The sequence below is a fragment of the Sphingobium indicum BiD32 genome, from assembly GCF_000382885.1.
Lineage (GTDB): Bacteria > Pseudomonadota > Alphaproteobacteria > Sphingomonadales > Sphingomonadaceae > Sphingobium > Sphingobium japonicum_C.
This window is the reverse complement of sequence record NZ_CAVK010000024.1, coordinates 45,327-63,877: the sequence shown is the minus strand read 5'-3', so window position 1 is coordinate 63,877 and position 18,551 is coordinate 45,327. Positions and strand designations below refer to the sequence as shown.

17 protein-coding genes are annotated in these 18,551 nt (G+C 62.6%); 6 read left to right on the top strand and 11 right to left on the bottom strand.

Going from position 1 to position 18,551, the window contains the following annotated elements; all coding sequences use genetic code 11:
* Positions 1-35: 35 nt before the first annotated feature.
* Positions 36-905 (bottom strand): NAD(P)-dependent oxidoreductase, encoded by an 870-nt coding sequence (locus EBBID32_RS02600; protein WP_037488357.1) that lies wholly within the window; start codon positions 903-905, stop codon positions 36-38.
* A gap of 97 nt (positions 906-1,002) precedes the next feature.
* Here EBBID32_RS02600 and EBBID32_RS02595 point away from each other — a divergent pair, with 97 nt between their 5' ends.
* From EBBID32_RS02595 to EBBID32_RS02585, 3 genes are all read left to right on the top strand, one after another.
* The gene (locus EBBID32_RS02595) at positions 1,003-2,250 is read left to right on the top strand and encodes a threonine ammonia-lyase (protein WP_006950098.1); all 1,248 of its coding nucleotides are present in this window, start codon (positions 1,003-1,005) and stop codon (positions 2,248-2,250) included.
* A 114-nt stretch (positions 2,251-2,364) separates the two neighbouring features.
* Positions 2,365-3,183, top strand: a complete 819-nt coding sequence (locus EBBID32_RS02590; protein WP_037488325.1) for an arginyltransferase — start codon at positions 2,365-2,367, stop codon at positions 3,181-3,183.
* Between the two features lie 146 nt (positions 3,184-3,329).
* Positions 3,330-5,825, top strand: a complete 2,496-nt coding sequence (locus EBBID32_RS02585) for an EAL domain-containing protein (protein ID WP_006950085.1) — start codon at positions 3,330-3,332, stop codon at positions 5,823-5,825.
* A 54-nt stretch (positions 5,826-5,879) separates the two neighbouring features.
* Here EBBID32_RS02585 and EBBID32_RS02580 read toward each other — a convergent pair whose 3' ends face one another.
* The 5 genes from EBBID32_RS02580 to EBBID32_RS02560 all read right to left on the bottom strand — a co-directional run bounded on the left by EBBID32_RS02580 (position 5,880) and on the right by EBBID32_RS02560 (position 10,130).
* On the bottom strand, positions 5,880-6,974 hold the full coding sequence (locus EBBID32_RS02580) for an RcnB family protein (RefSeq protein WP_006950082.1): 1,095 nt from the start codon (positions 6,972-6,974) through the stop codon (positions 5,880-5,882).
* 164 nt (positions 6,975-7,138) lie between these two features.
* Positions 7,139-7,624, bottom strand: coding sequence for a GAF domain-containing protein (locus tag EBBID32_RS02575; protein WP_006950080.1), 486 nt, complete (start codon positions 7,622-7,624; stop codon positions 7,139-7,141).
* 46 nt (positions 7,625-7,670) lie between these two features.
* Positions 7,671-8,894 (bottom strand): glycosyltransferase family 87 protein, encoded by a 1,224-nt coding sequence (locus EBBID32_RS02570; protein ID WP_156022445.1) that lies wholly within the window; start codon positions 8,892-8,894, stop codon positions 7,671-7,673.
* 102 nt (positions 8,895-8,996) lie between these two features.
* On the bottom strand, positions 8,997-9,422 hold the full coding sequence (arfB, locus tag EBBID32_RS02565) for an alternative ribosome rescue aminoacyl-tRNA hydrolase ArfB (RefSeq protein WP_006950075.1): 426 nt from the start codon (positions 9,420-9,422) through the stop codon (positions 8,997-8,999).
* 30 nt (positions 9,423-9,452) lie between these two features.
* Positions 9,453-10,130 (bottom strand): RluA family pseudouridine synthase, encoded by a 678-nt coding sequence (locus EBBID32_RS02560; protein ID WP_006950073.1) that lies wholly within the window; start codon positions 10,128-10,130, stop codon positions 9,453-9,455.
* 74 nt (positions 10,131-10,204) lie between these two features.
* Here EBBID32_RS02560 and EBBID32_RS02555 point away from each other — a divergent pair, with 74 nt between their 5' ends.
* Positions 10,205-11,176: an acyltransferase family protein gene (locus EBBID32_RS02555; protein ID WP_006950071.1), complete on the top strand. Its 972-nt coding sequence runs from the start codon at positions 10,205-10,207 to the stop codon at positions 11,174-11,176.
* A gap of 2 nt (positions 11,177-11,178) precedes the next feature.
* Here the strand turns inward: EBBID32_RS02555 and aguB are convergent, their stop codons facing one another.
* Genes aguB through EBBID32_RS02545 form a run of 3 tightly spaced genes read right to left on the bottom strand, consistent with a single transcriptional unit; the run spans position 11,179 to position 13,345 of the window.
* Positions 11,179-12,027, bottom strand: coding sequence for an N-carbamoylputrescine amidase (gene aguB, locus EBBID32_RS02550; protein ID WP_006950069.1), 849 nt, complete (start codon positions 12,025-12,027; stop codon positions 11,179-11,181).
* The gene (locus EBBID32_RS23400) at positions 12,024-12,356 is read right to left on the bottom strand and encodes an energy transducer TonB (RefSeq protein WP_081628014.1); all 333 of its coding nucleotides are present in this window, start codon (positions 12,354-12,356) and stop codon (positions 12,024-12,026) included. The genes aguB and EBBID32_RS23400 overlap by 4 nt, the downstream gene beginning before the upstream one ends.
* Positions 12,353-13,345, bottom strand: coding sequence for an agmatine deiminase family protein (locus EBBID32_RS02545; protein WP_006950066.1), 993 nt, complete (start codon positions 13,343-13,345; stop codon positions 12,353-12,355). Before EBBID32_RS02545 ends, EBBID32_RS23400 begins: the two co-directional genes overlap by 4 nt.
* Positions 13,346-13,442: 97 nt before the next feature.
* On the opposite strand from EBBID32_RS02545, the gene EBBID32_RS02540 reads away from it, so the two are divergent.
* Positions 13,443-13,886, top strand: a complete 444-nt coding sequence (locus tag EBBID32_RS02540; RefSeq protein ID WP_006950064.1) for a DUF6265 family protein — start codon at positions 13,443-13,445, stop codon at positions 13,884-13,886.
* Positions 13,887-13,985: 99 nt separating this feature from the next.
* Here EBBID32_RS02540 and EBBID32_RS02535 read toward each other — a convergent pair whose 3' ends face one another.
* Positions 13,986-15,677 (bottom strand): M28 family peptidase, encoded by a 1,692-nt coding sequence (locus EBBID32_RS02535; protein ID WP_006950062.1) that lies wholly within the window; start codon positions 15,675-15,677, stop codon positions 13,986-13,988.
* Between the two features lie 171 nt (positions 15,678-15,848).
* On the opposite strand from EBBID32_RS02535, the gene EBBID32_RS02530 reads away from it, so the two are divergent.
* Entirely contained in the window at positions 15,849-17,807 is a 1,959-nt protein-coding gene (locus EBBID32_RS02530) for an alpha/beta hydrolase family protein (protein WP_037488355.1), read from the top strand.
* Between the two features lie 126 nt (positions 17,808-17,933).
* On the opposite strand, the gene wrbA is transcribed toward EBBID32_RS02530, so the two are convergent.
* Entirely contained in the window at positions 17,934-18,533 is a 600-nt protein-coding gene (gene wrbA, locus EBBID32_RS02525) for an NAD(P)H:quinone oxidoreductase (protein ID WP_006950058.1), read from the bottom strand.
* Between the last annotated feature and the right edge of the window lie 18 nt (positions 18,534-18,551).

The window sequence follows — 18,551 nt, the reverse complement described above, 5'->3', positions numbered from 1 at the left end:
ACTTTCGTCAGGATGACGACCGACCAAGTTACCGCTCACGCCCGCGTAATCCTTCGCACCAGCGCGCTGGTATCCTGCCGGTTGCCGCCCAGCGCCTGCACATCGGCGTAAAATTGATCGACCATCGCCGTCAGCGGCAGGGTCGCGCCATTGGCCCGCGCTTCTTCCAGCGCCAGCCCCAAATCCTTGCGCATCCAATCGACCGCAAAGCCGAAATCGAAACTGTCCTGCGCCATCGTTTTCCAGCGATTGTCCATCTGCCAGCTTTGCGCCGCGCCGCCCGAAATCGCCTCGAACACCGCGTCCAGGTCCAGCTCCGCCGCTTGGGCAAAGCGCAACGCTTCGGCCAGCCCCTGCAACACGCCGCCGATGCAGATCTGGTTCACCATCTTGGTGGTCTGGCCAGCGCCTGCGCCACCGACATGGACGATCCGCGCGGCATAGGCGTTCATGACGATCTTGGCGGCAGTGACCGCCGGTTCGCTGCCTCCGCACATGATCGACAGTCTGCCATTTTCAGCCCCCGCCTGACCGCCCGATACCGGCGCATCGACGCTGTGGATGCCGCGGCTTTCGCCCTCGACAAACAATTGCCGCGCGATCCGCGCCGACACGGTCGTGTGGTCAATGAACAGTCCGCCCGGCTTCATCGTGCGGAAAGCGCCCTCGCGGCCAAGTGTCACTTGGCTCAGGTCATCGTCGGTGCCGACGCAACTGATGACGATGTCCGCTTCTTCGGCGGCTTTGGCCGGGCTGATCGCCACCGTGCCGCCATAGGCTTCCGCCCAGCTCTTCGCCTTGCCGATGGAACGATTGTAAACGGTGAGGCTGTGCCCCGCCTTTGCCAGATGGCCTGCGATCGGGCCGCCCATGACGCCCAGGCCGATAAACGCGATATTAGCCATATGCCCCGTATATTTACTGCGCCAGACCCAGCCATAGGGCCAGTTTTCCGACAGTGCCAGTTTCTTCACGCGCAATTTTCCGCTAGGGGGCGGCTCCATGAACAGCTTAGCCAAGATAGAGAGCGCCTTGCCGCTGCCGATCACCGTCGATGACATACTTGCCGCGCGGACCCGGATTGCCGGTTCCATCGTCAAGACGCCGACGCTGATTAGCCAGACGCTCTCGACCATGCTGGGCTGCAACGTCTATCTGAAGTTCGAGAATCTCCAGTTTACTGCCGCCTATAAGGAGCGCGGCGCGCTGAACCGCCTGCTGCAACTGGACGAGGCAGCCAAGGCGAAGGGCGTCATAGCCGCGTCGGCGGGCAATCATGCGCAGGGGCTAGCCTATCATGGCAAGCGGCTGGGCGTGCCTGTCACCATCGTCATGCCCACGACCACGCCGACGGTGAAGATCACCCAGACGCAGGGTCATGGCGCGACGGTGGTGCAACATGGCGAGAAGTTCGACGACGCCTATGCCCATGCGCGCCTGCTGGAGGTGGAGCAGGGGCTGACCTTCATCCATCCCTTTGACGAGCCGGACATCATGGCGGGGCAGGGCACCGTCGCGCTCGAAATGCTGGAGGATGCGCCGGAAATCGACACGCTGATCATCCCGATCGGTGGCGGTGGCCTGTTTTCCGGCATGGCGACGGCAGCGCGGGCGATGAAGCCGGATATAAGGCTCGTCGGCGTGCAGGCAGAACTTTATCCGTCCATGTATGATTTCATCAAGGGCGCGGACCTGCCCTGCGATGGCGATACGCTGGCCGAGGGCATTGCCGTCAAGCAGCCTGGCGAACTGACCCGCCGCTTTGTCGAGCGGCTGGCCGACGACGTGCTGCTGGTCACCGAGCGGCGACTGGAGGAGGCGCTCAGCCTGCTGCTCCAGATTGAAAAAACTGTGGTGGAAGGGGCAGGGGCCGCCGGCCTTGCTGCCTTGCTCACCTATCGCGAACAATTTGTCGGCCGCAATGTCGGGCTGATCCTGACCGGGGGCAATATCGACACGCGGCTGCTGGCTAATGTGCTGCTGCGCGATCTGGCCCGGTCGGGCCGTCTGGCGCGGCTGCGCATCATCCTGCAGGATCGGCCGGGCGCGCTGTTCCATGTTGCCAAGATTTTTGATCAGGAAGCCGTCAACATCCTGGAACTGGCGCATCAGCGCATCTTCACCAACCTGCCCGCCAAGGGGTTGAGCCTGGACGTCGAGTGCGAAACCCGTGATCGCGCCCATCTCCAGCGGCTGATCGCGGCACTGGGCGAGGCTGGCTATGAGGTCGCGCCGATCGAAGTTGCCTGACATAGGAACACTCCGTTAACTTTTCGTGGTAAACGCTCTTTTCATAGGGACGCGGCAACGGCATAGTCGGGACATGATCCACCCGCGCCGCCGCCACGAAGGGGATATTGGAGCGTGACTGCACCCTTTCGTTTTCCTCGCTTCTTCGTGACCAATCCGTCGCCTTGTCCCTATCTGCCGGGGCGGAGCGAGCGGAAGGTGTTTACCGAGCTGAACGGCGACAATGCCGCTGAACTGAACGATGCGCTGGGTCGCATCGGCTTTCGGCGCAGCCAGAATGTCGCCTATCGTCCCAGTTGCGCGGATTGTTCCGCGTGCGTTTCGGTGCGTGTCGTTACTGGTGAATTTCGTCCGAACGCGACCCAGCGCAAGCTGATCCGCCGCAACAGCGACCTGACCGTTACCGCCTGCAAGCCCTGGTCGACCGAGGAGCAATATGCGCTGCTCCAGCGCTATCTGTCGGCGCGGCACCCTGGCGGCGGCATGACCGAGATGGACGAAATGGATTTTGCCGACATGGTCGAACAGACCCCGGTAGACAGCCATATCGTCGAATATCGCGAACCCGGCGTTGACGGGCGCGTCGGCAAACTGGTCGGTGCCTGCCTGACCGACCGGCAGGGCGACGGGTTGTCGATGATCTACAGTTTCTTCGACACTGAGTTGGACAATCGTCCGGGGCTGGGCAATTTCATCATCATGGACCATATCCTGCGCGCTTCGGCGGCGGGGCTACCCTATGTCTATCTGGGGTACTGGGTCGATGGGTCGCAGCGGATGCAATATAAAGTCCGCTATCGGCCGCTCGAAAAATTGAGCCGGTCTGGTTGGGTCCGGTTCGATCCTGACGAGCAGGATCAGGCTATTCGTGATGTGGCCCAACGGGATGAGCCGCCGCTGCCTGTCGAACTGGCGAGCATGTTTCGTAAATAACATCCCGATTACATCGACTTCGTGCGATTTCCACCCACGCCAACTAAATTCGATCAAAATGATGGAAGAGTGGGAAGGTTATTTAACTTTCGCTGCTAGCCTTGTCATGATGAACGCGACTATGGCGAATTGGGCGGGGGCTGGCGATGGATCGCTTTGCTGAGCGCCGATTTGACGACTACCGGCGGGCGCTGGATGATGGTCGGCGCGCTGATAATTCATTACTATATCGAAACGAACTGATCTTTTCGCCGGTCTTTGACTATCTGTCACCTTCACTGTCGCGCTGGATTGCCGATGAGCGGGGCAGGATAGTGGCGATCGACCAGGATGGCGGCCAAACCGGTCGGGCATGGCGCGCGTTGCTGGACCGCGCAGACCGTCGTGCCCTGCTGAAGGCTGCGGTCGTCGAGGAAGAGCCACTACCCCTGACCGTGCGCCTGCTTGGCGCCGACGGACAGCGGCGCTGGTGCCTGATCCGTTTGCGACGGATGAATGGCATAGATGGTCTCGTTCGCTATTATGGCACGGTCGAGGATATTCACGACCGCCACGATCGCGAAGCGCGCGCGCTGGAAAGGGCGCTGGCCGAAAGCCGCGAACATTATCGCTGGTCGGTCGAACTCAGCCCGCAGGTGCCATGGACAGCCGGACCCGATGGCGCAATTGAAGAAGTAGGACCGCTCTGGCTGAACATGACCGGCATGACAGCGCAGCAGGCGCTAGGGGCCGGCTGGCTTGCCGCGCTGCACCCCGATGACCTGGCCCGCACCATCGCGCTGTGGAGCGCGCATCTGGAAACCGGCGCGCCGATAGATATCGATTATCGTATTCGGCTACGCGATGGGGGCTATCGCTGGATGCGCGCGCGCGCAGCTGCGCGCCGCGATGCGCAGGGGCAGATCGTCCGCTGGTATGGCACGTTGGAGGATGTCCACGCGCAAAAGCTTGCCCAACATGCGCTGGCTGAGAGCGAGGAACGCTCCCGTCTGGCCGTGCAGGCCGCTAGGCTGGGCATATGGGATTTCGACACGATTAGTGGTGCGCGGCGCTGGTCGCCTGAGTTCCGCGATATGCTGGGTCTGAGCGAGGATCATCCTGCGACCAGCGAACTGGCGCTGTCGCTGGTCCATCCCGATGATCGCGAGACACTGCGTGGCATGCTGGCTTCCGTGGCTGACGGGGCGGTGCCGCCGCATTTCGAGGCGACGCTGCGGGTTTACCGCGCGAATGATGGTGCCCTGCGCTGGATCAGGAGCAGCGGTTGGACCACGCGATCGGAATCGGGCCGGGCGCTGCGCGTTATCGTCACCTTTCTGGACGTCACCGACCAGCGCGACGCGGAGGATCGCATACGCTGGGCAGCAACGCATGACCCTATGACCCGGCTGCCCAATCGCGCCTTGTGGCAGGCAACGCTGGACGAAATGGCCGAACGGCAGGCGCGCACCGGCAACCGCTTTGGCCTGCTGCTGCTCGACATTGACGATCTCAAGCGCACCAATGATTCGCTGGGCCATGATGCGGGCGACGCCTTGCTTTGCGCCTTTGCCCGGTGTCTTGCCGCCATCGCACCCCCTGATGCGGTGCTGGGGCGGCTGGGGGGCGACGAGTTCGGCCTGATTGCGCCGTCATTGACCAACGGCGCGGCCCTGGAGGCGTGGAGCGCAAAGCTGATCGAAAGCCTGCGCATACCCCATATCCATAATGGCCGCTCGATCGATTGCGGGGTCAGCATTGGCGGCGCCGTGTTTGGCGATCATGGCGACCGGGCGGCGGATCTGCTCAAGGCGGCCGACCTGGCACTCTACGCATCGAAGGCTGCCGGGCGTGGTCGCCTGACCCTGTTCCATTCCGACCTGCGGGCGCAGGCGCAGCAGCGCAGTTCGATGATCGGCATGGCAAGGAAGATCATCGCAGATCGGCTGGTCACCCCCTATTATCAGCCCAAGGTCGATCTGCGCAGTGGCCGGGTGCTGGGCTATGAAGCGCTGTTGCGCTGGCACCATCCGCGTTTGGGCCTGCAACTGCCGGGCAGCATAGCGGCGGGTTTTGAAGATGCTGAAATTGCTGTCGCGCTGACCGGGCAGATGCTGGACGCGGTGTTGCGCGATGTGCGCAACTGGTTGCATGCCGGCTATGATCCGGGGCGGATCGCAGTCAACGCATCTGCCGCCGATTTTGCGCGCGATGACTTTGCCGAACGGGTGCTGGAGCAACTCGCCCTATTCACTGTGCCGCCGGAACATCTGGAAATAGAGGTGACGGAAACCGTTTTTCTGGGGCGGGGCGCTGGGCAGGTCGGGCATGTGCTAAGGCATTTTTCAGATGCGGGGGTGCGCATTGCCCTGGACGATTTCGGCACAGGCTTTGCCTCGCTCAGCCACCTGAAACAATATCCGGTCGACATCCTCAAGATCGATCGCAGTTTCGTGTCCAACATCGAACAGGATGCAGGCGATGCCGCGATTGTGGATGCCATTGTCAAGCTGGGTGTCAGCTTTGGCATGGATGTCGTCGCGGAAGGGGTGGAGAGCGCGGCGCAGGCCGATCGGCTGCTGGCCCATGGCTGCATCATCGGCCAGGGCTTTCACCTGGGCCGCCCGCAGCCCTTTGCCGTTATCACGCCACCCAAAGCATGATCAAAGGGCCGCGCCCTTTGTAAGACGCGGCCCCGATTTGTCGCCTGTAAGCGCCTATTTGCAGCGACATGTCCGGCGGGCTGGCTTGCGATAGCCGACCCGCTGGGTCACGTAGGTCGTAGTGGTCGTCGTCGTAACTGCAGGCTCGATCGTCACCGTGGTCACGATCGGTGCGGGGTAATAATAGCCGCCCGACACATAGCCGCCACCGCCATGGGTGGTGACATGCGCCGGACCGTGGGCTGGTCCCTGTGCTGGTCCCTGCGCCCAGTGCGGCTGGCCTGCATAGGCTGGCGCATCATAGTCCACGCCTGCGCCGCGCACTTCGCCCTCGAACCGGCCTTCGTAGGTGCCGCTGGTGCGCTTGCCATCGGCGGTTGTCCAGGTGCCGGTCCAGCGACCTTCATAGTCATTCTGGGTGGTCACGCTGTCGTCGGCATAGCCATAACCATAATCATAGCCTGCACCCGGACGGCGCGGTGGCGGCGCAGCGCCGCGACGGGGGGCATCCTCCGCCTTGTCGATCACGGCACCGGCAATCGCGCCAACGCCTGCGCCGATCAGCGTGCCGGCGGTGCGGTTGCCGCGCCCGGCGATGCGGTTGCCCGCGACACCGCCAACTACCGCGCCGATCGCCGCGCCGCCCAGGCCATTGTCCGGGCGACGATAATCTCCATGATCGTCATAATAGCCATCATCGCCATAGCCGCCTTCATAGCGGTCCCATGCGATATTGCTGCGGCTGTCATAAACCCGGCCATAGCGATCGGTCATGACGGCATCGTCATAATAGCGCGACCAGCCATAGCCTGCGGCTGGGGCGGGGAGGCCATAGGTGCCGTAATTGCCGATATAGTAAGAGGGGCTGATCCAGTAGCGCGGCAGGACATAGCCATAGACCGGACGTTGATAGCCGTTCCAGCCGCCCGGCGCGCGCCAGCCCGCAAACCAGCGGCCATTCTGACGCGGACCCCAGCGATGACCGCCATTCCAGTTCATGCCCGGACGTGGCGCATGGATCATCGGCCGACCGCCACCCTTCCAGTCGCCGCCCGACCAGCCGCCGGTCGTGCCATGGCCCACGGCCGGGCTGGCCGCGCCTGCCAGCGCAATGCTTGCGCCCAGAAGGAGAAGGCCGGATGTCCGCATGGTTAACGCTCCCTGTTTTCCCGCGGCGGGAAAGCGCCAGTCGGGTCAAAATGCTAACGCTCTGTTTAGCATGGCGATCCGCGCCTATCCATGAGTCGGCGGCATAATTCCTGTCCCGAAACGGGGCGAAATGCGCCGCCGTGAGAGGAAAGAGGGTTAACGCCCTAGCCGATCCGCGCCGCAATCCGCGCGACCAGCGCCTCCAGTCCCTGCGCGTCATTCGAGTCGAAGCGGGCGGCAAGCGGACTGTCGAGATCCAGTACGCCGATCACCTGGCCATCGACAACGACCGGCACGACGATTTCCGACGCGCTGGCGGCGTCACAGGCGATGTGCCCCGGAAAGGCGTGGACGTCGGCAACCAGTTGCGTCTCGCCTGTCTCCGCCGCCGTGCCGCATACCCCGCGTCCAAGTGGGATGCGGATGCAGGCAGGCTTGCCCTGAAATGGCCCCAGCACCAGTTCGCCGCCCACCATGCGATAGAAGCCCGCCCAGTTGAGGTCGGGCAGATATTGCCAGATCAGCGCGGCGATATTGGCCATGTTGGCGACATGATCCGGCTCATCGCGCGTCAGCGCATCGGCGGCAAAGACCATGTCCGCGTAGAGCGTTGCCTTGTCGGCTGTGTTGGTGGGTGCGAAGTCGAACATGGGGCGGATATAGTGATGGGGACCGGGCGGGGCCAGAGGGTGATAGTCAGGTGGATGCATGTCCTCGCCACTTTTGCCAACCGAACATCGGCGGAGTCGCTTCGCCGTTCCGACCTGTCGCGTGGCTTGCCTGGACGAATAGTCCGGCCAGCAGCGACAATGGCCCGATCGGGTTGAACACCATGACCAGCAACGGCGCGGCAAAGGCGAACCAGAGCGCAGCCCTTTCCCAGGTCGTGAGCGTCTCCCACCGCCCGAACAGCAGGATGGCAAAGCCAAGGCTGCATACGGTGAGGTCATAGTTGAAAATATAGGGCATGATCACGGCTGTGGCCGAAGCGCTGACGAACGCCAGATCCTGCGCCCGTGCATCCCGCGCCTTCCAGAACAGGGCCAGCGCGGCGATAGCGAAGCCAGTCTGGGCCATGAAAGCAAGCGAGGCGGGGGCTTCGCGCAGCGCGATATAGGCGGACGGCATCATGAAATAATAGAATTTTGGACCAGGCGCAGTCATGATCCGGGTCTGAAGTGCTGAGGTTTCGACCAACCATGTCCGCCACAGATCGCCGCCGAACATCAGGATGCTAAGGCCAATCAGGCTTAACGCTACTACGCACGCGATCAGGATCGGACGTATCTTTTTGCGAAGCAGCATCGTCAGCGCGATCAGCAGTCCGAGATGGGGCTTGAGCGTCAACAGTCCCGCCACCGCGCCGCTGCGGCCGGGAAAGCGATCCAAATAGTGAAAATAGAGCAGCCACAGGCCGCCAATAAGGAAACCATAATGACCGGCCCAGATATTGACGATCGCGGCAGGGGTCAGGATCGCGTGGGTCAGCGAAAGCGTATCAGGTATATAGGCGCGCGCCGCCCACATGAAAAAGGCTGTGCCCAATAGCGTCCAGATCGCTAACGCCAACGGATAGGGCAGCGTTGCAAACGGCATCGCCAGGAACAGGCTGTGGGGCGGATAGGAATAGTTATACGGGTCGAGCGGCCCGAATATCGACGCCTGCCATGCCATATAGGCCTGATAATCGTAGAGCGTCGCGAGTTGGCCATCCTGTGCAAGGCGTCCGCCGGACCAGACGTTCAGGAAATCCCGACCGACGATCAGGCGGGCCTGCGTCAGACGCACGCCGTCCAGTTGCAACAGGTCGGACAGGATCAGCACGGTCCCAAGGAAGGTCGCGCCCAACCACAATATTAAAAGGTGCGATGATGCCAGGCGAGCGGGCACTATGCTGACGTTCTGCGGCGACTGACCCATATTCAACCGATCCATGACCTGCGCGCGCGGGATGCGACGCTGCATCTAGACAGGGAGATATAGTTAATTCGTAAACGACTTGAGACGATCTATCGCTAACGCCTAATCCACCCGCACCTTGCCGCGCCCCTGCTTGACGGTCGCGCGCTTCACCTTGCCTTCGACCCGGCGTTTTTGCGAGGCTTTGGTGGGTTTGGTCGGGCGGCGTTTTTTGGGGACGATGGTGGCTTCGCGGATCAGGGCGATCAGACGGTCGCGGACATCCTGACGGTTGAGCAGCTGCGACCGGGCGCCTTCGCTGCGCAGGATCAGCACACCCTCGCGCGTCATCCGCGATCCAGCGAGGTCCGCGAGCCGATTTTTCACCGCATCGGGCAGGCCAGGCGAGTTGGCCACGTCGAAGCGCAGCAGCACCGCGCTGTCGGTGGTGTTGACATGCTGCCCGCCCGGTCCCGATGCGCGGGTATAGCTTTCGACAATTTCTTCGCTATCGATGGCGATGGAGCGGGTGATGGCGATGGCGACCATGGCAACAGTGTATCTGTTCGACCGCCAGGGTCAAAGCCCCGCCTGGTCCAGTAGCGCCTGATCGAACCCGGCATCCGCAAAGGTGGCGGGCAGGGGGGCGGTCGCCTCTGCGGCAGGCTTGTCGCCGCGCGGGATGCTGAGGAACCGGCTGTGCAACAGCATCGGCACGCCGCCTGTCCCATAGACCGGATCGCCGACGATGCCGAAACCCAGGCCATGCAAGGCATGGACGCGGATCTGGTGGGTCCGCCCGGTCTGTGGCTTGAAGGCGATCAGCGCGCGGCCGTCCTTCTCCGCGACCTTGCGCCAGTGCGTGACGGCGACCTTGCCCGCCTTGGCCGGGATCATGCGCCAGCCTTCGCTCGCGCTGCTGATCTTGGACAGCGACAGTTCGATGGTGCCGCTCTCTTCGGCCGGAACACCGTCAATGACCGCGACATAGCGTTTGGCAACCGTCCCGGCCTCGAACACGCCCGCGAAGCGCTTGTGCGCCTTGGGATTGCGGGCGAGCAGCAGACAGCCGCTGGTGTCGCGGTCCAGCCGGTGGACCGGCAACGGCCAGCGGGCAAAGCCGAAGGTCAGCGATTGGAGATGATTTTCCAGCGCGATCGACCCGTCGCGCGGCGCATCGACCGGCAGACCGGCAGGCTTGTCGAGAATGATGGCCTCGCCATCGATGAAGAGGACATGGTCGGTAAGCAGGGCCAAGGAAAGGGGTCCGATCGGGAAACAGGGCAGGGGCACATTGACGCGCGCGTCCCGTCCTATAGGGCGTGGAGGCTATGGAGCATAGGGGGGAGAATAGGGAGAAGGGCAACAAGGCTGCGGGCGGCCGGCTCGACTGGGTCGATGTCGCGCGCGGGATTGGCATCGTCGCGGTCGTAGCCGGCCATGTCTGGACGCGTGGGCCGGTGCGCGATGCGCTCTACAGCTTTCACATGCCGCTGTTTTTCCTGCTTTCGGGGATGCTGTCCCGGCCGCAGCCGGTGGGGCGTTTCACCCTGCGGCAGGTCGCTTGCCAGATGCGGCCCTACGCCATTTTCCTGACGCTGCTGATCGCCGCGGACCAGATTATCGAGCCGATGAAAGGCGGGCGACCGATCTTTCGCCAATGGCCCGACGATCTGCTGCCGATCCTGCTGGGCGGCTTCTGGCTGCGCGGGCCTTATACGATTTTCTGGTTCGTGCCGTGCCTGATGTTTGCGCGCATCCTGTTCAACATCGTGCTGAGCCGTTGGCCCGATCCTTTAGATCGGCGCTGGGCGTTGCTGTTGATCCCGGTGACGGGAGGGGCTTATGCGCTGGGCTGGATGACACAGGCGTCGCCGCTGGGCTTGCTCAGCGTTCCCATGGCCTTCGTGCTGCTATGGGTTGGCGCGGCGTGGGCGCGTATCGGCTGGCGCAAGGCCTTGATCGTGCCGCTGGCGCTGCTGGCGCTCGCTGGCCTTGCGGGGTGGTTCCCGACGCTGAATATGAAGGCCGCCGATTATGGCTGGCCGCTGCTGTCGATCGGTTCAGCCATTGCGACATCGCTGCTGATCGTCGCGATCGCCCACCGGATCGCGCCCTATGCCGCGCCGCTGGCGTCGCTGGGCCGGGCGTCGCTGGTCATCATGTATCTGCACGTTGCCTTCATCCACTATCTCACGCCTTATCTGGGCAAGATATGGTTGCTGGCGATCGCGCTGATCGTGCCGTTCATGCTGTGGCGCGCGATAGCGGCCTGTCCGCCCGCGCGCCGCCTGCTGCTGTAGCGTCAGATATCCTGTGCGATCCGCCCATAAAGGTCGGGCCGCCGATCGCGGAAGAAACCCATGCCCGCGCGATGGGTTCGCGCTGCCGTCAGGTCCAGCGTTGCTACCAGCGCGCCCAGATCTTTGGCATCGGCTTCGGCGGCGAAATCGCCCCACTGGTCGCTGATGAAACTATGGCCGTAGAAGGACTGGCCATCCTCCTCACCGATGCGGTTGGCAGCGATGACCGGCATACAGTTGGACACGGCATGGCCGATCATCGCCCGCCGCCACATCCGGCTGGTGTCGAGGTCCGCATCATAGGGTTCGGAGCCGATCGCGGTCGGATAAAACAGCATTTCCGCGCCCATCAGCGCCATCACCCGTGCACATTCGGGATACCATTGGTCCCAGCAGATGCCGACGCCGATCGTGCCATATCTGGTCGGCCAAACCTTGAAGCCGCTATTGCCGGGGCGGAAATAATATTTCTCCTCATAGCCCGGCCCGTCGGGAATATGGCTCTTGCGATAGACGCCCATAATCTCGCCCTGATCGTCGATCATCGCCAGCGAATTATAATGATGCTGCCCGTCGCGCTCGAAGAAGCTGGTCGGGATATAGACGCCCAGATCCTTGGCCAGCTTGCGCATTTCCTGCACGGCGGGATGCTCGTCCACCGGCAGCGCGCGCGCGAACAGGGCTTCATCTTCGACCCGGCAGAAATAGGAACCCTCGAACAACTCCGGCGGCAGGATGATCTTCGCCCCGCGCGCGGCGGCCTTGGTCACATGGGTTGCGACGCGCGCGATATTCTCGGCCATGTCGTCGGAAAAGCTGAGCTGAAGCGCGGCGACGGTTACTTTGGTCATTGCGGAACTCTCCAGACAAAGCGGCTTTCGTAGACATCTTCAACCGGCTCACCTTTGGCGTTCCGGGCTGGTTTAAAATGAGCACGTTTCATAATTATCTTGCAGGCCGCATCGTCTAATTCTTGCGAACCAGAACTCTGTGTGACGGTGCAATCCTTCGCTATGCCTTCAGCGCCTATAGCGACTTTGAAATGCAAACTTGCTTCGCGTTCCTCTCGTAAAGCTAGCTTAGAATAACCTTCGGTGGTGGCTCCACCACCTTGGGAAATGGCGCCGGAGGAGAGGGAACTCAGAATCGCTATAAGTGGAAGGCCGGCTTTCAGTCTCATTGGTCACCCTTTGTGGGCATCTGCTGGCTGCAACAGTGGAAGCTGCCGCCGCCCGACAATATGGCGTCGCTGCCCAGGCCGACAATATCCCGGCCCGGAAAGAAAGGCGCGAGCGTATCGAGCGCCGCCTGATCATTGGGCTGGCCATAGACAGGCACGATGACGGTTGCGTTGCCGATGTAGAAATTCATGTAGCTGGCCGGGATCGGCTCGCCATCCACGATCACCAGGCCGGGCGAGGGGATGTCCACGACGTCCAAGCCATGCGCTCTGGCCCGCGCGCGTGCATCGGCGTAGATCGCCGCGTTAGGATCGTCATCGGTCGTGGCGATCGGCAGCGCCAGCAGGCCTTCGCCCACGAAGCGCGCCAGATTGTCGACATGGCCGTCGGTATGATCGTTCAGCAACCCGTCGCCCAGCCACAGCATGTCGGACAGGCCAAGGCTGCCGGCCAGCAACGTTTCGATCTTCCCCCGGTCGAGGCCGGGATTGCGATTGGGGTTGAGCAGGCATTGCTCGGTGGTCACGAACAGGCCGGTGCCATCGGTGTCGACCGCGCCGCCCTCGAATATCCAATGCTGGGTCGATGTCGGCAGGCCGGTGGTCGCGGCCAGCCGCGCGCCGATATCCTCGTCCCCCGGCATCTGATATTTGCCGCCCCAGCCGTTGAAGCCGAAATCGACCAGTGCCCGCGCTCCCCTGTTCAGCACCGCGATTGGCGCGGTATCGCGCAGCCAGACGTCGCCCAGTCTCTGCTCGACGATCGTGACGCCCGGCGCGACCAGGGCGCGCGCAGCGTCCGCGTCCGCTGCGTTGGCGACAACGAGCCGGACATCTTCGCCCTTGCCCCCGGCGTGGAGCGCGCTGGCGAAGGCAGCGATCTGCGCCCGCGCATCCTCGAACGCGCCGGGCCATTCGGCGGGGTTGGTCGGAAAGCCGATCCAGGTCCAGTCGTGCGGTGCCCATTCAGCGGGCATGCGGAATGTCATCTGTCTGTCCTTACTCGGCGGGCACGGCGATGCGTGATATAGGGGTCGGGGCGCTCCATAGCGTGGTGCGTCCGGTCTGGACAGGGGAGAACAGGGTATGCGCGCACTAATCATGGGCCTCATGCTGGCGATGACGCCTTTGGCGGTGCAGGCGGGCGAACTGCCCGGCTGGATCGCGGGGGCATGGGTGGAACGCAACGGTGAGAACTGGTCAGAGGAATTTTGGTCCGGCCCGCGCGGTGGCATATTGCTGGGCGCGGCGCGCACGGGGAAGGGGACCACGCTGGAATTTTGGGAACAGACCCGCATCCAGATCGACCCCGACGGCAGCATCGCCTTCTACGCATCGCCCAAGGGCGCGCGCGCCGCGCGCTTCGCCATAGAATCGCAGAGCGCGACCGAGATCGTGTTTGCCAACGCTGCCCATGATTATCCCCAGCGCATCCGCTACTGGCGTGAGGAGAAGCTGCTCAAGGCCGAAATCTCGAAGATCGACGGTAGCGAAAAGCAAGGCTGGTCCTACGCGCCGATGGGGGAGTGAAGTCTCCAAATTCCGTTCGTTTCGAGCGAAGTCGAGAAACGCATAGCCGGTGTTTGCGGCTTCTCGACTACGCTCGAAGCGAACGGAGGTAGAGTTAGATTACTTCCCAGCCCGGTCCTTGTCGCGAATGCCCCGGAATTCGTCGCCCTCGACCCAGTTGGGCCAGTCGCTGCCGGTCGCCAGGTCGCGGCCTACAGTGTAATAGAGTTTCAGGTCGGCCAGCACCCCGGTCCAGTCCCAATTGGGATCATATTCATCCTTCGGCCCGTGATAGCGGTTCCTGGTATAATCCTCCGCCGCAGCCATGCCCGCCGTCGTGCCGCCGGTCACCAGATCCTCGCCACCCTCGAAATAGAGCATCGGCAGGCCGTGTTTGGCGAAGCTGAAATGATCCGATCGGTAATAATAACCCTTCTCCGGCGTCGGCTCCAAGGTTGCAACGCGCCCCTGCGCGCCCAGCGCCCGGTCGAGATAGGCGTCGAGCTGCGACTTGCCCTTGCCGATCACCACGACATTCTTGGCAAGACCCGCGACCGAGAGGGCGTCCATATTCACGCCGCCTACGGTCTGCGCGAAGGGGAACACCGGATTGCTGCCATAATAGGCTGATCCCAATAGCCCCGATTCCTCTGCCGTCACCGCCAGAAACACCTGGCTGCGGTCGGTCGGTCCGGCCTTCACATTGGCCTCCGCCAGCGCCACCAGCGCGGCGGTCCCGGTCGCATTGTCGACCGCACCGTTGCAGATGTCGTCACCATCGGGCGCGGCCTGGCAGCGGCCCAGATGGTCCCAATGCGCGCTGTAGAGGACATAGTCGTCAGGCCGCGTCTTGCCGGGCAGCAGCGCCACGACATTCTTCGACATATGTTTGCGCAGGTCGTTGTCGAACGACACCGACGCCTTGACTGCGCCCAGCGGCACTGCCTTGAACCCCGGCTTCTTGGCCGCCGCCATCTGCGCGTTCAGGTCCAGCCCGGCACTGGCGAACAGGGCCGCCGCCTTGTCCTTCTGGATCCAGCCGATCGCGGACGACAGCCCCGCATTGCCGTCCGCGCTGTCGGCGACATGCTGCGCCCCGGTCCAGCTCGACTGCACGACATTCCAGCCATAGGCGGCCGGCACCGTGTCATGGACAATGATCGCGGCGGCTGCCCCCTGACGCGCTGCTTCCTCATATTTATAGGTCCAGCGGCCATAATAGGTCATTGCCCGGCCATTGAACGGCCCGGTCAGCCCCGGCGTCTCATAATCGGGATCATTGACCAGGATGATGACCGTCTTGCCCTTCACATCGACCCCGGCATAGTCGTTCCACCCCTTTTCAGGCGCGTTGATGCCATAGCCCACGAACACCACCGGGCTGTCCTTGACCGCGATCTTGGGCTGGGTGGTGCGATAGGTGCCGACGACCATTTCCGGGCCATAGGTCGCGCTGATCGCGTTCTTGCCGCCGGTGAAGCTGAGCGGCGATACATTCTTCGCATTGATCTCGACCAGCGGGACATCCTGAAACCAGCTGCCCTTGTTGCCGGGTTTGAGGCCCAGCTTGCCGAACTCGGCGGCGAGCAGCGCCAGCGTCTTTTCCTCGCCAGCCGAGCCGGGCGCGCGGCCCTCATAGGCGTCCGACGACAATTCCTTCACCAGCCGCTTCATCGTGTCGATCGACGGTTCGACCGCAGCGGGCCTGGCCGATGCTGAAGCTGGCGGCGCATCCGCGCCATCGGTGGCGCAGGCGGTCAGGATCATGGGCAGGGCAAGGGCGGCGGCAATGGCCAGCAAAGACGTTCGCATCAGGGCATATCCCTCAAAAAATCATTGTTATACGATTGTGATGCCCCGTGATGCCACTGTGCGGGGGGAAGGGCAAGCAAGGCGGTTGCGCCATCTACCTGCTTCGCTTAGCCCCTGAACGCACGGCAAGAAATTGGGGGAAGACGTGGCATGGTCCGTTTCGGCAAGGCAATGATAATGGCGGCTCTGGCAACAGGAACCGCACAGGGGGCGCTCGCCCAAACGTCGCCCGACGCGCTGGCCAAGGCGTTTGGCGCGCGTGAGACGGTGATTTCGGCCAGCATCTCGCCTGATGGATCGAAAATTGCGCTGGTTTCCGCCGGACCGGGACGAAGCAGCCGCGCTTATGTGCTGGAGGCGAAGGAAGGCGCGGAACTGGTTGTCGCGGCGACGACGACTGGCAAGCCGGAATATCTGTCGCGTTGTGATTGGGTCGCCGCTACCCGGCTCGCCTGCCAGATTTATGGCGAGACCCGATACGCCGATGATGTTTACGGGTTCAGCAATGTTTTCGCCGTCGATGCGTCGGGCGGCAATGCCAAGCTACTGAGCCAGCGGCGTGGCCAGAATGCGCTGTCCTACGATTTTCGCGGCGGAGACATCGTCGATTTGTTGCCCGGCGAGGACGGAGCGATACTAATGACGCGTTCTTATGTTCCAGAAGCCAAGATCGGTAGCCTTGTAGAAAAGCGGCTGGATGGCTTGGGCGTCGATCGGATCGATACCCGCAATGGCAGCAGTAAGCGGATTGAAACGCCGACAAAATTGGCGATCGACTATGTCTCCGATGGCGTCGGCACCGTCCGGGTCATGGGTCTGCAAGAGATCAAGGGAACGGGCTATTCCAAGGGGACTTATAAGTTCCTTTATAGGCCGCAGGGCAAGAGCGGCTGGAGCGACCTGTCCACCTATGATGTGCGTGACAATAGCGGTTTCTATCCGCTCGCCGTCGATCCGCAGAAGAACATCGCCTACGGCTTTGAAAAGACCAACGGTCGCGACGCGCTGGTGTCGATCGCGCTTGATCCCGGCCTGGAAAAGAAAGTCGTCTTTGCTCATCCGCAGGTCGATGTCACCGGGTTGATCCGGGTCGGGCGCGACCGGCGGGTTGTGGGGGCAAGCTATGCGCTCGAACATCGCGAGGCGGTCTATTTTGATCCGGCTGCGTCATCGCTGGTCACATCGCTGGGCAAGGCGCTGGGTGGCAAGGCCATCCATATCGGCGACATGAGCAGCGATGGGCAGAAGGTGCTGGTGTGGGCAGGCAGTGATGTCGATCCCGGCCAATATTATCTGTTTGACCGTACGGCGCGCAAATTATCGCCACTGATGCCCGATCGTCCTGAACTGGCCGATCGCCAACTCGCGACGATGAAGCCGGTCAGTTTCAAGGCCGCCGATGGCGTCACCATCCCGGCCTATCTGACACTGCCACCGGGCAAGGAGACGGCCAAAGGGCTGCCAGCGATCGTCCTGCCCCATGGCGGCCCGGAATCGCGCGACGAATGGGGTTTTGACTGGATGGTCCAATATTATGCGGCGCGCGGCTTTGTTGTGATCCAGCCGCAATTTCGCGGATCGGCGGGCTTTGGTGAGCAATGGCTAATGCGCAATGGCTATCGGTCCTGGCGCACGGCGATCAACGATGTGGTCGATGCCGGGCGCTGGCTGGTGGCGCAGGGCATTGCCGATCCGGCCAAGCTGACCATCGCTGGCTGGTCCTATGGCGGCTATGCGGCATTACAGGCGCAGGTGATTGACCCTGACCTGTTCAAGGCGGTCGTTGCAATCGCACCCGTTACTGACTTTGGCGATCGACTGCGACGCGCGCAGTTTGACAGCAGCTATCTGGTGCAACAGCAGCGGATGGGCACCGGGGCGGAAGCCGAGGAAGCTTCCCCCTCCAGCCATGCCGCGCAATTCCGCGCGCCTGTTCTGATGTTCCACGGCACCAATGATGGCAATGTCGACATCACGCAGGCGAAGATAATGCAGGGCAAGCTGGAAGGGGCGGGCAAGCGCAGCCAGTTGGTCATTTATGACGGGCTGACCCACAGTCTGAACGACAGCGATGCGCGCGCCGACATGTTGCAGAAGAGCGCGGACTTTCTTCTTGCGGCGGGGAAATAGGCCATAAAAGAGGAGGCTGGCGCACAGTCCTAACGCGCCAGCCTCCTGCGGCTTGCCTCAACCTTTGGTACGACCCGAAGGCGCGGCAGGCTGCAGTCCATAGACGATGTGGTCAGCCGATAGCCGTCAGCCGTGCAGCTTGATCGCGGTTTCGGCGATCCGGCGGCCCTGATAGCGGGCGCCGTCCAGTTCCTCTGCCGACGGCTGGCGGCTGCCATCGCCATCGGCCAGCGTAGTCGCGCCATAGGGCGATCCGCCGCGCACCTTGTCCACACCCATCTGGCCCTGAAAGCCATAGTCCAGACCCACGATGGTCATGCCGAAATGCAGCAGGTTGGTGATGATCGAGAAGAGCGTGGTTTCCTGTCCGCCATGCTGGCTGGCGGTTGAGGTGAAGGCGCCGCCGACCTTGCCGTTCAGCGCGCCGCGCGCCCACAGGCCGCCAGCCTGGTCGAGGAACGCGGCCATCTGGCTCGACATCCGGCCAAAGCGGGTGCCGGTGCCGATGATGATCGCGTCATAATCGGCCAGTTCTGCGACGGTCGCGACCGGGGCGTCCTGATCCAGCTTGAAATGCGCGTTCTTCGCGACTTCGAGCGGCGCGGTTTCGGGTACGCGCCTTATGTCGACCTGTGCGCCCGCTTCGGCTGCGCCTTCGGCAACGGCCTTGGCCATCATTTCGATGTGACCGTAGGAGGAATAATAAAGGATCAGAACCTTAGCCATGATGTATCTCCTTGAAGG